The sequence below is a fragment of the Salinibacterium sp. SWN1162 genome, from assembly GCF_015864675.1.
Lineage (GTDB): Bacteria > Actinomycetota > Actinomycetes > Actinomycetales > Microbacteriaceae > Rhodoglobus.
The window spans coordinates 816691-829726 of record NZ_JADYWT010000001.1 but is presented as its reverse complement, the minus strand read 5'-3'; the positions used below and the strand labels follow the sequence as shown (position 1 = coordinate 829726).

Genomic DNA, 13036 nt, shown 5'->3' with positions numbered 1-13036 from the left:
CTACGCCTCCTTCGTCTCGTCAGTGGCGTCTGCAGCGGTCTCAGCCGCGGCATCTGCCTTCTTGGTGCTGCGCTTCTTGGTCTCCTTGGCGGGAGCCTCAACAGCAGCAGGAGTTGCACGGATGCCCAGCTCGCGCTCACGGATAACCGTGTAGATGCGGGAGATGTCGCGCTTGACAGCGCGGATACGTCCGTGGCTTTCCAGTTGACCGGTTGCGGCCTGGAAACGAAGGTTGAAAAGTTCTTCCTTCGCCTTCTTCAGCTCGTCAACAAGTCGTTCGTCTTCAAAAGTGTCTAGCTCGACAGGGGCTAGCTCCTTGGATCCGATCGCCATTATGCGTCGCCCTCCTCGCGCTTGATGATGCGTGCCTTGAGGGGCAGCTTGTGAATTGCACGAGTGAGTGCTTCGCGCGCAGTCGTCTCGTCCACGCCGCTGAGCTCGAAGAGCACGCGACCTGGCTTGACGTTGGCGACCCACCACTCGGGCGAGCCCTTACCGGAACCCATGCGGGTTTCAGCGGGCTTTTTGGTGAGCGGGCGGTCGGGGTAGATGTTGATCCACACCTTTCCACCACGCTTGATGTGACGCGTCATAGCGATACGAGCTGCCTCAATCTGGCGGTTCGTTACGTATGCCGGCGTCAGAGCCTGAATTCCGTACTCGCCAAACGACACCGTCGTTCCACCGGTAGCGTGACCGCTACGGGAGGGGTGGTGCTGCTTGCGGTACTTGACCTTACGCGGAATCAACATTGTTATGCCTCAACTCCTGCTGCAGCCTTAGCATCTGCCTTGGGTGCTTCTGCCTTAGGGGCTTCAGCCTTGGGGGCTTCTGCCTTAGGTGCGGATGACGGGCCACCGGTGCGACGACCACCACGGTCGCCACCATCGCGACGCTCTGGGCGCGACGACTTCTGGTTAGCCTGCTCGCGAGCGAGCTCCTTGTTGGTGATATCGCCCTTGTAGACCCACACCTTGACACCGATACGACCGAACGTGGTCTTGGCCTCGTAGAAGCCGTAGTCGATGTTTGCACGCAGCGTGTGCAGCGGAACGCGACCTTCGCGGTAGTACTCCGAGCGGCTCATTTCTGCGCCACCCAAACGACCCGATACCTGGATGCGAACACCCTTGACCGAACCAACACGCTGGGCGCCCTGAAGGCCCTTGCGCATTGCACGACGGAAAGCGACACGAGCAGCAAGCTGCTCTGCGATTCCCTGAGCAACGAGCTGAGCTTCAGCCTCGGGGTTCTTAACCTCGAGGATGTTGAGCTGAATCTGCTTGCCGGAGAGCTTTTCGAGCTCTCCACGGATGCGCTCTGCCTCGGCGCCGCGGCGGCCAATCACGATACCCGGACGGGCAGTGTGAATGTCTACGCGAACGCGGTCACGGGTGCGCTCGATTTCAATGCGAGCAACACCTGCGCGGTCGAGGTTCGACTTGAGCAGGTTGCGGATTTTTACGTCCTCTGCCACATAGTCGCTATAACGCTGACCCGGCTTGGTGCTGTCAGAGAACCAACGCGACACGTGGTCGGTGGTGATTCCCAAACGGAAACCGTAGGGGTTTACCTTCTGTCCCATTACTTCTTCCCTGCCTTGTCGGCCTCGGCTTCAACGACGTGGTCTGGCGTGGCCAGAACGACGGTGATGTGGCTAGTGCGCTTCAGGATCTGGAACGCGCGGCCCTGGGCACGCGGCTGGAAACGCTTGAGCGTTGCTCCATCGTCAACGAAAGCCTTCGAGATGATCAGGTCCTGCTCATCCAAGAAGCTGTTCGTCTTGTCTGCCTTGACTCGCGCATTAGCGATTGCGGATGCAACCAGCTTGTACACGGGCTCGCTTGCGCCCTGAGGTGCGAACTTCAGGATTGCAAGTGCCTCATGTGCCTGCTTGCCGCGGATCATGTTGACAACGCGACGAGCCTTCATAGGGGTCACGCGGATGTGACGCACACGTGCGATCGACTCCACCATTTCTCTACCTCCTACGCCACCGCGTTAGCGGCGACGACCCTTCTTGTCGTCCTTCACGTGTCCACGGAAGGTGCGAGTCGGCGAGAATTCGCCGAGCTTGTGACCAACCATGGTTTCGGTGATGAACACCGGAATGTGCTTGCGACCATCGTGAACCGCGATCGTGTGACCCAGCATTGCTGGAACGATCATTGAGCGGCGCGACCAGGTCTTGATTACGTTCTTGCTCTTGGCCTCATTCGCCTTGACAACCTTTTGTAGGAGGTGGTCGTCGACGAAGGGGCCCTTCTTCAGACTGCGTGGCATCTTCTGACTCTCCTACTACTTGCGCTTCTTGCCGACATTGCGGCGGCGAACGATGAGCTTGTCGCTGGGCAGTTTGCGCTTACGAGTGCGCCCCTCTGCCTGGCCCCAAGGGGAAACGGGGTGACGTCCACCGGACGTCTTACCTTCTCCACCACCGTGAGGGTGGTCGACAGGGTTCATGGCAACACCACGGACGGTCGGGCGAACGCCCTTCCAGCGCATGCGGCCGGCCTTACCCCAGTTGATGTTCGACTGCTCGGCATTGCCGACCTCGCCGATCGTTGCGCGGCAACGAACGTCAACGTTGCGGATTTCTCCGGAGGGCAAACGCAGCTGGGCGTAAGGGCCTTCCTTTGCAACGAGTCGAACCGAGGCTCCAGCGGAACGGGCCATCTTGGCGCCGCCACCGGGGCGAAGCTCAATCATGTGGATAACCGTACCGACGGGGATGTTCTTCATCGGGAGGTTGTTACCGGGCTTGATGTCAGCACCAGCACCCGACTCGATGATGTCGCCCTGCTTGAGCTTGTTAGGAGCAACGATGTAGCGCTTGGTTCCATCAACGAAGTGAAGGAGAGCGATACGTGCGGTGCGGTTGGGGTCGTACTCGATCTCGGCAACGCGGGCGTTTACGCCATCTTTGTCGCTGCGCTTGAAGTCGATTACGCGGTACTGGCGCTTGTGGCCACCACCAACGTGACGGCTCGTGATGCGACCTGCGTTGTTGCGGCCACCAGTCTTGGGCAGAGGGCGCAAAAGCGACTTCTCTGGCGTCGAACGAGTGATCTCAGCAAAGTCTGCAACCGAGGAACCACGGCGACCAGGCGTCGTGGGCTTGTACTTGCGAATAGCCATTAGTTTCTCCTTGGTCCTTAGCCGACAGCGGTGAAGATGTCGATAGAACCGGACTTGAGCGTGACGATGGCGCGCTTGGTGTCCTTGCGCTTTCCCATGCCGAAACGAGTGCGACGGGTCTTGCCCGTGCGGTTCAACGTGTTGACCGAGTCGACCTTGACGCTGAAGATCTTCTCAATAGCGAGCTTGATCTCGGTCTTGTTCGCACGGGGGTCAACCTCGAAGGTGTACTTTCCCATGTCGATCAGGTTGTAGCTCTTCTCGGAAACCACGGGAGCGATGATGATGTCGCGTGGGTCCTTGTACGTGACGGTCATGCGCTGACCTCTTCCTTGTTCGAAGACTTGGTGTTGAACGCAACGAACGCGTCGAACGCGCCCTTGCTGAACACGATGTCGTCGCTGACGACAACGTCGTAGGCGTTGAGCTGGTCGTAGGTCAACACGTGAACGGTGTCGAGGTTACGGATGCTCTTGATGCTGGTTGCATCGTCACGCTGAAGAACAACGAGAACGTTCTTGCTCGGTGCGATGTTGTTCAGCAGCGCGAGAACACTCTTCGTGGACGGCTTGCCGTCTACAGCGAAAGCGTCGATGACGTGAATGCGCTCACCGCGGGCCCGGTCAGACAAGGTACCGCGAAGGGCGGCAGCAATCATCTTCTTGGGGGTGCGCTGTGAGTAGTCACGCGGGTGTGGACCGTGAACGATTCCACCACCCTTCATCTGAGGAGCACGGATCGAGCCCTGACGAGCGCGACCGGTTCCCTTCTGCTTGAACGGCTTGCGACCAGCACCCGAAACTTCACCGCGGCGCAGGGTGTTGTGCGTACCCTGACGAGCAGCTGCACGCTGTGCAACTACAACCTGGTGGATGAGGGGAACGTTGGTCTGCACGTCGAAGATCTCGGCGGGAAGTTCGACAGAGTCAACCTTCTTGCCCTTGGCGTCGATGACGTCGATGGAGGTAGCCATGTGTACTACGCCCCCTTCACTGCGTTGCGGACGAAGACGATACGGCCACGAGCACCGGGAACAGCGCCCTTGATGAGCACGAGTCCCTTCTCGAGGTCGATCGAGTGGACAGCGAGGTTCATGACCGTTACACGGTCACCACCCATACGACCGGCCATGCGCATGCCCTTGAAGACACGGCTGGGGGTCGACGAGGCACCAATGGAACCAGGCTTACGGTGGTTACGGTGCGCACCGTGGCTTGCAGATACACCCTTGAAGTTGTGACGCTTCATAACACCGGCGAAACCCTTACCCTTGCTCGTGCCGACGACGTCGACCTTTGCACCGGGGGTGAAGATGTCGACAGCGAGTTCCTGGCCAACGGTGTACTCCGCGGCGTCAGGGGTGCGAATCTCAGTGAGGTGACGGCGAGGCGTAACGCCTGCCTTGTCGAAGTGACCGGCGAGGGGCTTGGTGACCTTACGAGGGTCAATCTGGCCGTACGCGATCTGAACAGCGCTGTATCCATCAACCTCGGGGCTACGCAGCTGCGTAACCACATTCGGGGTGATTTCGACAACGGTCACGGGTACGAGCTTGTTGTTCTCGTCCCAAACCTGCGTCATGCCGAGCTTCTTGCCCAGCAGACCCTTGGTCGTCTTAGTTGTAGACATTATTTTCCTTATCGGCTCTGTCGCTCAATAACTGCGCGAGCTAAAGCTTGATCTCGATGTTGACGTCGGCCGGCAGGTCGAGACGCATGAGCGAGTCCACAGCCTTGGGCGTCGGGTCAATGATGTCGATGAGCCGCTTGTGGGTGCGCTTCTCGAAGTGCTCGCGGCTGTCCTTGTACTTGTGGGGAGAACGGATAACTGCAATCACGTTCTTCTCTGTGGGCAGCGGCACCGGGCCAACTACCGTGGCACCCGCGCGGGTAACCGTGTCAACAATTTTGCGTGCCGACGAGTCGATGACCTCGTGGTCGTACGACTTAAGTCGAATGCGGATTTTTTGTCCCGCCATGACTGGCTCTCTTCCCTTAGTACTTTGGCTGCACTGCGTGCACCTGGGCTGTTCGACGCCGGATGTTGCCACCCGAAGACGCTCAGCACTTTTGCTTTCGCACCACTATTTATCTGTCAAGTTCTTGCTGTCACTGCTTGTGATACCAACCCGCGAAGCCGCGAGGAGCACATGCCAACGAACTGGCACGCGCGTCTCCCGCAGCACAAACTCTTTCGAGTTGATATTGGGGAGTTGGTTTAGCTTGGTTCTGCTCCCCGCGGCCTAGCTGCTACACGGTGTGTGATTCACGCTTTGCATGAGTCACACGATGTGGAACTAGGCACTGACTGGAAGTGATCCGCACGCACGTGGCGGCGAAATGTTGAACTAGAAGAGTTTGTCACATCGCAGCACTTACTGCAACCCGGGCGTGTCGGATTTGTGCGGCGTCGCGCCGGGGCACGAAGCACTCCGCAATTTTCTGTAATTCCAGCATCCGCTGCCGCCTAATTGCCGGAGTTTGGGCACGGTTCGGCCTACGCCCGCACCTGCTCGTGAATGCCTTCCAGAAAGACGCTGGTGACCAGCGGGACCCCTGGCCGGTACGCCAAATGGCGGTAGTGCGGGGCATCCAGAATCTGAGCATTTGCTCTCGCACCGAGTCGCAAATGGCCCACGTCATCGCGCTGCAACGAACGCGCTCCGCCGAGGGTCGCTGCAGTGACCGCTTCAGTCGACGTCATGCCCATCTCGCGCACGGCGAGAGCGATACAGAAGGGAAGGGACGACGTGAAACTGGAGCCGGGATTGCAGTCGCTGGCGAGAGCCACAGCGACTCCCGCGTCGAGCAGGCGCCGTGCATCCACGAAAGGATGTTTGGTCGAGAACTCGACGCCGGGCAAGAGGCCAACGCTCGTCGTACTGCCGGCGAGCGCGTCTACGTCGTCATCGGAGAGATAGGTGCAGTGATCGACGCTTGCGGCACCGAGTTCGACGGCGAGCTGCACCGCGCCCGATTCGCCCAGTTGCGCGCCGTGGAGGCGAGCGCCCAAGCCTCGATCCTGCCCCGCCCTGATGATCGCGCGCGTCTCTGCCTCGGAGAAAGCACCGTCGTCGCAGAACACGTCGATCCAGCGCGCGAGCGGGCCACAGGCCTCGAGCATCTCCCCCATTACAAGGGAAACGTAGGCGGCGCGGTCATCGGCGTATTCGGTCGGCACCACATGGGCGCCCAAGAACGTGGTGTCGTCGGTGAGCGTGGAGGCGAGACGAAGCATCCGCGCCTCATCGCGCACGCTGAGCCCATAGCCACTTTTGATCTCGATAGTGGTCGTGCCCTGGCGGCGCATCTCCGCGACTAACATCGTGGCATTTGCGAGCAACTCGTCGTCGCTCGCCTCCCGCGAGAGAGCGACGGTGCGACGGATGCCACCAGCCTCGTAGCGGCGGCCCGCCATCCGAGCTTCGAACTCCTGCGAGCGGTCGCCCGCGAACAGCAGGTGACTGTGACTGTCGACGAAGCCCGGAAGCACGCAGCGACCAACGGCATCGACATGGAGGTCGGCAGCGGGCGCTTCGGCGGTTGGGCCCCACCAGGCCACTAGGCCACCTTCGAAGACGATTGCGGCATCCTCAATTTCGGGCCGCTCGTGGTCATGAGTGAGGAGCAGCCCGATGTTTGTGATAACCGTACTTGTCATCGCAGCGCCACTCCCGAGATCGCTTCGAGAACGCACAAGGCCACGAGGCGCACCGTGCGCTCGTCGTCGGCGTCAGCCGCGGCATCCACTTCGACAAGGTCAATTGAACAGACTGACGGGTGCGCAGCCGCAGCACGCGCGGCAACGCGAAGGTCTATCGCCGCAATGCCACCCGGCACTGAGGCAGGGCAACCGGGGGTAACCGCGCGGTCGCAGACATCCACATCGAGGTCGACGTGGATAGGCCCACCAGCGGCACCCGCAATCTCGAGCGCCTGTGCCATGACATCGTCCATCGACCGCGAGCGCAGTTCGTCGCGAGTGATGACGGTGATTCCCGCCTCGCGGGCGCGGTCAGCGTAGGCGAGTGAATTTGCCAGCGGCTCGATACCAATCTGCACGACACGGCTCCCATCGAGGCCAGCTTCGAGCAGGCGTCGCACCGGCGAGCCATTACTCGTTCCGTCCCGCAGGTCGTAGTGCGCATCGAGCGTGATGAGGCCGGCGGTGGAAATCTGCGAGCCCCAGCGACCGAGAGCCGTCGGCACGGTAGCCGCGTTATCGCCACCGAGGGCAATGACGAGCTCAGCACGCAGACCAGCGACCGCCTCGACGGCACCTTCTTCGTTGAGGTCAGGCTCGCGCACGTTGCCGGCGTCGACGATCCGAAGATCAGACAGCGCGGCATAGCGACGCAAAGCCTCCCGCACCGCCTGGGGCGTCGTGTGCGCTTGAGTCGGCGAGAGTGAGGTGCGCGAGGTTGGCAGACCGATGAGGGCGACATCCGCCCACTCGTCGGCGACCGGCGCGGGCCAGTCTCCCGCGCGCGGCCAGAGCGGATCAGCGTTGAGCATGGTCACCCTTCGTGAGCGGAGCCTCGTTCATGGGGATGCGAACGCCGAGATCGTCAGCGACCGCGATGGCTTCATCGTAACCAGCATCGACGTGACGGATCACGCCCATTCCTGGATCGTTCGTGAGCACGCGCTCAAGTTTCTGGGCGGCGAGCTCGGTTCCGTCGGCGACCGTCACCTGACCAGCGTGGATCGAACGGCCGATGCCAACGCCGCCGCCGTGATGAATCGACACCCACGTGGCACCCGACGAGGTGTTGACGAGAGCGTTCAGCAACGGCCAGTCGGCGATCGCATCCGAACCATCTTTCATTGCTTCTGTCTCGCGGTACGGCGACGCCACCGAGCCACTATCGAGGTGATCGCGACCGATCGCGAGCGGCGCTTCGAGCTCACCCGACGCGACCATCTCATTGAACTTGAGACCAGCCTTGTCACGTTCGCCATAGCCGAGCCAGCAGATGCGCGCGGGCAGACCTTGGAAGTGCACCCGCTCCCCTGCGAGCTTGATCCAGCGCGCGAGCGATTCGTTCTCGGGGAACAACTCGAGAATCGCCTTATCTGTCTTGTGGATGTCGCTGGCTTCGCCGCTGAGGGCAGCCCACCGGAACGGCCCCTTACCCTCCGCAAACAATGGACGGATGTACGCCGGCACGAATCCCGGGAATGCGAAGGCATCCGCATACCCCGCCGCCCGCGCTTCGGTGCGCAGATTGTTGCCGTAGTCGAAGACCTCGGCACCTTGGCGCTGAAAGCCCACCATCGCTTCAACGTGAATGGCCATCGACTCGCGAGCACGCTGGGCGAAGTCGGGGTGGGTGCGCGCGCTCTCCCACTCGTGAAATTCCACGCCGAGGGGGAGGTACGCCAGCGGGTCATGCGCGCTGGTCTGGTCGGTGACGATATCGATGGGCGCACCCATCGCGAGTAGCTCAGGCACGGCCGCGGCCGCATTCGCGAGCACGCCGATCGAGAGCGCCTTTTTCGCGTCGCGTGCAGCCACGGCGAGCTCAACCGCGTGCGCGAGCGACTTCGCCTCGACATCGAGGTAGCCGTGATCGATGCGCCGGGTGATGCGGCTCTGGTCAACATCGATGCAGATCGCAACACCGTCGTTCATGGTTACGGCGAGTGGCTGAGCGCCCCCCATGCCTCCGAGGCCGGCCGTGAGAGTGATGGTGCCCGCCAGGGTGCCGCCGAATCGTTTCGCCGCGACCGCAGAAAACGTTTCGTAGGTGCCTTGCAGAATGCCCTGCGTGCCGATGTAGATCCACGATCCGGCCGTCATCTGGCCGTACATCGTGAGCCCCAGCTGCTCGAGTCGGCGGAACTCATCCCAGTTCGCCCAATCCCCCACGAGGTTGGAGTTGGCGAGCAGTACGCGCGGGGCCCACTCATGCGTCTGCATTACGCCAACGGGCTTGCCCGACTGCACCAGCAGCGTCTCATCGCCCGTGAGCGTCGTGAGCGAACGCACGATCGCGTGGTAGCTGGGCCAGTCTCGGGCCGCCTTGCCTGTGCCGCCGTAAACCACGAGATCTTCGGGGTGCTCGGCGACCTCCGGGTCGAGGTTGTTCTGCAGCATGCGCAGAGCGCCCTCTTGCTGCCAGCCGAGAGTGGTGAGGGTGGAACCGCGCTGTGCCTGAATCATGACTACTCCTAGTGAAGTTCGGTGACGGAACGTGCTGCTGAGACGAGGGCCCCCGACTGCACGAGCTCGACGCTCGCGGCAATGTCAGGGGCGAGATAGCGGTCGGGACCTGCCCCGGGTACGCGCTCCCGCATAGCCGTGATGACGGCGGCCGAGACTGGCGACGGCTTCTCACCGCGCATCTCAATGCCGCGCGCAGAGGTCAGCAGCTCGATCGCCAGAACCCGCGAGAGGCCGTCGATACTGCGTCGCAGTTTCAGTCCGGCACTCCAGCCCATCGACACGTGGTCTTCCTGCATGGCGCTGGTGGGGATTGAGTCGACGGATGCCGGAGCCGCCAACCGCTTCAACTCACTGACGATCCCGGCCTGGGTGTACTGCGCGATCATGTGCCCGGAGTCGACCCCGGGATCCGCGGCTAGGAACGCGTTCAAACCGCCGTTGCGGTTGCTGTCGAGGAACCGGTCAGTGCGACGCTCGCTCATGCTGGCGACGTCGGCCGCCACGATCGCGAGGAAGTCGAGCGCGTAGCCCACGGGAGCACCATGGAAGTTGCCGTTCGACTCCAAGCGGCCATCGAGGGTGACCACGGGATTGTCGATCGCGCTCTGCAGCTCCCGCTCGGCGACTCGTCTCGTGTGGTCGACCGTGTCGCGCGCCGCACCGTGCACCTGTGGTGCGCAACGCAAGGAATAGGCATCCTGCACCCGGGTGAAGCCGTTGGTGGTGTGCGCTGCGATCGTTCCCGAGTCGCGCAACACCGCGCGCATGTTGCCGGCGGACACTTGCTGGCCGGGGTGGGGCCGGAGGGCGTGGAGATCTTCAGCGAAGACACTGTCTGTTCCCGCGAGACCCTCGACGCTGAGCGCCGCCGAGAGGTCGGCAGTGGTGAGCAACGCGCTCAGATCGGTGATGGCCATGGACAGCATGCCAAGCATCCCGTCCGTGCCATTGATCAGCGCCAAGCCCTCTTTTTCGTGCAGCACAACTGGCTCAATACCGGCCGCTTTCAGCGCGGCGGATGCCGGCATCAACTCTCCGGCGACACGCACGTCTCCTTCGCCCATGACCGCCAACGCGCAATGCGCCAGTGGAGCGAGGTCGCCCGAGCAGCCCAAACTGCCGTACTCCCCCACGATCGGCGTGATGTCGGCGTTGAGCAGTGCGGCGTAAGTTTCTGCAACGACCGGGCGCACTCCGGTGCGGCCGGTCGTCATCGTGGAGAGACGCAGCAGCATGGTTGCCCGCACGACCTCGGCGTCAATCTCAGCACCGGAGCTAGCAGCATGGCTGCGAACGAGCGAGCGTTGCAACTGCACGCGTTGCTCGAGAGCGATGTGTTTTGTGGCGAGGGCACCGAAACCTGTAGACACCCCGTAATGCGGCCGAACGTCGTTCGCGAGAGCCTCAATTACTGCCCGCGAAGTCTCGATCTCAGCGATCGCTTCCGTCGATATCGAGACTCGCGCATGGTGGCGCGCAACAGCGACGACCTCGGCGATGCTGACGGGGCCAACGCCGAGAGAGACAGGCTGCGGGGTTTCGGGGTTCATGATCCCAGTGAACGCTGATCGCCCTTCTGCTGCGATAGCCATTCGCGATATGGTGTCTGAGATCTCAGACAGGGGAATCGTGCCCAGCATCCCAGCCGCGCGCAACACCATGGCGGTGCTGCGCCATCTCGCGTCCCGCAAAGGACCGGTGCCCGCTTCGGCCCTCGCCCGCGAGCTCGGCCTGCCCCGGTCATCCGTCTATCAACTACTCGCCGTCATGGTCGATGAGGGTTTCGTCGTGCACTACCCCGAGGATCGCACCTACGGCCTCAGCGCGCTTGTCGCCCAGATTGGCACCTCAGCGTTGCGCAGCGAGCGGCTCTCCGCTCTCGCCACGCCGCTCATGCACACCCTTGCTCGCGAAGCGCCGATACCGGTCGTGGCCCACCTCGCCGTTTTGAGCGGGTCGGATGTCAGCTACGCCGCCCGAGTGCAAGGACCCCGGGCGCCCACGACCGTGTCGGCCGTCGGCGTGCGCCTGCCCGCGCACCTCACTGCTACCGGACGCGCCATACTTTCGCACCTCACCGCGCCTCAAGTGCGCGCGCTGTATCCGGTGCGGGCTTCACTCACGCGTCGACAGTCCGCCGGACCCCAGACTCTTGCTGAATTGGACCGGATGCTGGATGCCGCCCGCACGCGCGGCTGGGCGAGCGAGATCGGCGACGTCACCGCCGACTATTCGTCGGTCGGCGCAGCGGCTCTCGATCGCAACGATTACCCCACGGCCGCCATCGGGCTCACCTTTCGCACGGATGCCGTCGGCGAGCACTGGGAGGACCTCGGCACCGCAACGGTGGCGGCCGCTCGCGCCCTCACCAGCCGCCTGACCGGCCGCGCGGGTTAAACGACACTGCAGTTAAACGACGAAGGGCCGAGCCTTTCGGCCCGACCCTCGTCGTAATTAGTTACTGAGCTTACGCCAGAACCTTGGTTACCTTACCGGCACCTACGGTACGTCCACCCTCACGGATGGCGAAGCCGAGGCCCTCTTCCATGGCGATGGGCTGAATAAGCTCAACGGTCATGTCAGTGGTGTCGCCAGGCATAACCATCTCGGTGCCCTCAGGCAACGTGATGACGCCGGTGACGTCGGTGGTACGGAAGTAGAACTGCGGACGGTAGTTCGCGTAGAACGGGTTGTGACGCCCACCCTCATCCTTTGACAGGATGTATGCGGTTCCCTCGAAGTTCGTGTGAGGAGTAACGGAACCAGGCTTAACAACAACCTGTCCACGCTCTACATCTTCACGCTTGGTTCCACGAAGAAGCAGACCACAGTTCTCGCCAGCCCATGCTTCGTCGAGCTGCTTGTGGAACATCTCGATACCAGTGACCGTGGTCTTCTGGGTCGGGCGGATTCCAACAATCTCAACGTCAGAGTTGATCGAAAGCGTTCCACGCTCAGCGCGGCCCGTAACGACGGTTCCACGACCAGTGATCGTGAAGACGTCTTCAACCGGCATCAAGAACGGCTTGTCCTTGTCGCGGATGGGGTCCGGAACGCTTGCGTCAACAGCATCCATGAGGTCAAGGATGGACTGCTCCCACTTGGGGTCGCCCTCAAGTGCCTTGAGGCCTGAGACCTGGATAACGGGAGCGTTGTCGCCGTCGAAGCCCTGGCTGGAGAGGAGTTCGCGAACCTCGAGCTCAACGAGCTCAAGGATCTCTTCGTCATCAACCATGTCGGACTTGTTCAGTGCGACCATCAGGTAAGGAACACCAACCTGCTTCGCGAGCAGAACGTGCTCACGAGTCTGGGCCATGGGGCCGTCGGTCGCTGCAACCACGAGGATTGCACCGTCCATCTGAGCAGCACCGGTGATCATGTTCTTGATGTAGTCAGCGTGACCGGGAGCGTCTACGTGTGCGTAGTGGCGCTTGGTCGTCTCGTACTCAACGTGCGAGATGTTAATGGTAATTCCGCGCTGACGCTCTTCCGGAGCCGAGTCAATCGACGAGAAGTCACGCTGGACGTTGGTTGCCGAAGGGAACTTGTCTGCAAGTACCTTCGAGATCGCTGCCGTGAGCGTGGTCTTTCCGTGGTCAACGTGACCGATGGTTCCGATGTTTACGTGCGGCTTGGTCCGCTCGAACTTGGCCTTAGCCACTGTGGGTCCTCCTCAGGACTCGGTTGCTTCGCATCCGACGACTTACTACTGCCGAATGATCTGCAAGTT

Annotated in this window: 16 protein-coding genes; 1 reads left to right on the top strand and 15 read right to left on the bottom strand. The window is 61.8% G+C overall.

Going from position 1 to position 13036, the window contains the following annotated elements; genetic code table 11:
• The 14 genes from rpmC to hutH all read right to left on the bottom strand — a co-directional run bounded on the left by rpmC (position 1) and on the right by hutH (position 10856).
• A complete protein-coding gene (gene rpmC / locus I6E58_RS14400; protein WP_129072199.1) occupies positions 1 to 333 on the bottom strand; it encodes a 50S ribosomal protein L29 in 333 nt (110 codons plus the stop codon).
• Positions 333 to 752: a 50S ribosomal protein L16 gene (gene rplP / locus I6E58_RS03835; protein ID WP_009773124.1), complete on the bottom strand. Its 420-nt coding sequence runs from the start codon at positions 750 to 752 to the stop codon at positions 333 to 335. The genes rpmC and rplP overlap by 1 nt, the downstream gene beginning before the upstream one ends.
• Before the next feature lie 2 nt (positions 753 to 754).
• Positions 755 to 1585: a 30S ribosomal protein S3 gene (gene rpsC, locus I6E58_RS03830; RefSeq protein ID WP_129072200.1), complete on the bottom strand. Its 831-nt coding sequence runs from the start codon at positions 1583 to 1585 to the stop codon at positions 755 to 757.
• Positions 1585 to 1977, bottom strand: coding sequence for a 50S ribosomal protein L22 (gene rplV, locus I6E58_RS03825; RefSeq protein ID WP_129072201.1), 393 nt, complete (start codon positions 1975 to 1977; stop codon positions 1585 to 1587). The genes rpsC and rplV overlap by 1 nt, the downstream gene beginning before the upstream one ends.
• Positions 1978 to 2001: 24 nt before the next feature.
• Positions 2002 to 2283 (bottom strand): 30S ribosomal protein S19, encoded by a 282-nt coding sequence (gene rpsS / locus I6E58_RS03820; protein WP_009773127.1) that lies wholly within the window; start codon positions 2281 to 2283, stop codon positions 2002 to 2004.
• A 15-nt stretch (positions 2284 to 2298) separates the two neighbouring features.
• A complete protein-coding gene (gene rplB / locus I6E58_RS03815) occupies positions 2299 to 3138 on the bottom strand; it encodes a 50S ribosomal protein L2 (protein ID WP_129072202.1) in 840 nt (279 codons plus the stop codon).
• 17 nt (positions 3139 to 3155) lie between these two features.
• A complete protein-coding gene (gene rplW / locus I6E58_RS03810) occupies positions 3156 to 3455 on the bottom strand; it encodes a 50S ribosomal protein L23 (protein ID WP_010203832.1) in 300 nt (99 codons plus the stop codon).
• Positions 3452 to 4111 carry a 50S ribosomal protein L4 gene (gene rplD, locus I6E58_RS03805; protein WP_129072203.1) on the bottom strand — a complete coding sequence of 220 codons (660 nt, stop codon included), beginning with the start codon at positions 4109 to 4111 and terminating at the stop codon, positions 3452 to 3454. Before rplD ends, rplW begins: the two co-directional genes overlap by 4 nt.
• A gap of 5 nt (positions 4112 to 4116) precedes the next feature.
• Entirely contained in the window at positions 4117 to 4767 is a 651-nt protein-coding gene (gene rplC / locus I6E58_RS03800; RefSeq protein ID WP_197130577.1) for a 50S ribosomal protein L3, read from the bottom strand.
• A 40-nt stretch (positions 4768 to 4807) separates the two neighbouring features.
• Positions 4808 to 5116, bottom strand: a complete 309-nt coding sequence (rpsJ, locus tag I6E58_RS03795; RefSeq protein ID WP_009773132.1) for a 30S ribosomal protein S10 — start codon at positions 5114 to 5116, stop codon at positions 4808 to 4810.
• 518 nt (positions 5117 to 5634) lie between these two features.
• Positions 5635 to 6798, bottom strand: coding sequence for an imidazolonepropionase (gene hutI / locus I6E58_RS03790; RefSeq protein ID WP_197130574.1), 1164 nt, complete (start codon positions 6796 to 6798; stop codon positions 5635 to 5637).
• Positions 6795 to 7652: an arginase family protein gene (locus tag I6E58_RS03785; protein ID WP_197130572.1), complete on the bottom strand. Its 858-nt coding sequence runs from the start codon at positions 7650 to 7652 to the stop codon at positions 6795 to 6797. The genes hutI and I6E58_RS03785 overlap by 4 nt, the downstream gene beginning before the upstream one ends.
• Positions 7639 to 9303: a urocanate hydratase gene (hutU, locus tag I6E58_RS03780; protein ID WP_197130569.1), complete on the bottom strand. Its 1665-nt coding sequence runs from the start codon at positions 9301 to 9303 to the stop codon at positions 7639 to 7641. The genes I6E58_RS03785 and hutU overlap by 14 nt, the downstream gene beginning before the upstream one ends.
• Before the next feature lie 8 nt (positions 9304 to 9311).
• The gene (gene hutH, locus I6E58_RS03775) at positions 9312 to 10856 is read right to left on the bottom strand and encodes a histidine ammonia-lyase (protein WP_197132820.1); all 1545 of its coding nucleotides are present in this window, start codon (positions 10854 to 10856) and stop codon (positions 9312 to 9314) included.
• 79 nt (positions 10857 to 10935) lie between these two features.
• On the opposite strand from hutH, the gene I6E58_RS03770 reads away from it, so the two are divergent.
• Positions 10936 to 11703: an IclR family transcriptional regulator gene (locus I6E58_RS03770; RefSeq protein WP_197130566.1), complete on the top strand. Its 768-nt coding sequence runs from the start codon at positions 10936 to 10938 to the stop codon at positions 11701 to 11703.
• A 70-nt stretch (positions 11704 to 11773) separates the two neighbouring features.
• On the opposite strand, the gene tuf is transcribed toward I6E58_RS03770, so the two are convergent.
• Positions 11774 to 12967 (bottom strand): elongation factor Tu, encoded by a 1194-nt coding sequence (tuf, locus tag I6E58_RS03765; protein WP_197130562.1) that lies wholly within the window; start codon positions 12965 to 12967, stop codon positions 11774 to 11776.
• Positions 12968 to 13036: the final 69 nt, after the last annotated feature.

Bases quoted from the DNA above. Each gene is read 5' to 3' on its own strand.
- rpmC (WP_129072199.1), bottom strand. From the start codon at position 333: ATGGCGATCGGATCCAAGGAGCTAGCCCCTGTCGAGCTAGACACTTTT.
- rplP (WP_009773124.1), bottom strand. From the start codon at position 752: ATGTTGATTCCGCGTAAGGTCAAGTACCGCAAGCAGCACCACCCCTCC.
- rpsC (WP_129072200.1), bottom strand. From the start codon at position 1,585: ATGGGACAGAAGGTAAACCCCTACGGTTTCCGTTTGGGAATCACCACC.
- rplV (WP_129072201.1), bottom strand. From the start codon at position 1,977: ATGGTGGAGTCGATCGCACGTGTGCGTCACATCCGCGTGACCCCTATG.
- rpsS (WP_009773127.1), bottom strand. From the start codon at position 2,283: ATGCCACGCAGTCTGAAGAAGGGCCCCTTCGTCGACGACCACCTCCTA.
- rplB (WP_129072202.1), bottom strand. From the start codon at position 3,138: ATGGCTATTCGCAAGTACAAGCCCACGACGCCTGGTCGCCGTGGTTCC.
- rplW (WP_010203832.1), bottom strand. From the start codon at position 3,455: ATGACCGTCACGTACAAGGACCCACGCGACATCATCATCGCTCCCGTG.
- rplD (WP_129072203.1), bottom strand. From the start codon at position 4,111: ATGGCTACCTCCATCGACGTCATCGACGCCAAGGGCAAGAAGGTTGAC.
- rplC (WP_197130577.1), bottom strand. From the start codon at position 4,767: ATGTCTACAACTAAGACGACCAAGGGTCTGCTGGGCAAGAAGCTCGGC.
- rpsJ (WP_009773132.1), bottom strand. From the start codon at position 5,116: ATGGCGGGACAAAAAATCCGCATTCGACTTAAGTCGTACGACCACGAG.
- hutI (WP_197130574.1), bottom strand. From the start codon at position 6,798: ATGACAAGTACGGTTATCACAAACATCGGGCTGCTCCTCACTCATGAC.
- I6E58_RS03785 (WP_197130572.1), bottom strand. From the start codon at position 7,652: ATGCTCAACGCTGATCCGCTCTGGCCGCGCGCGGGAGACTGGCCCGCG.
- hutU (WP_197130569.1), bottom strand. From the start codon at position 9,303: ATGATTCAGGCACAGCGCGGTTCCACCCTCACCACTCTCGGCTGGCAG.
- hutH (WP_197132820.1), bottom strand. From the start codon at position 10,856: ATGAACCCCGAAACCCCGCAGCCTGTCTCTCTCGGCGTTGGCCCCGTC.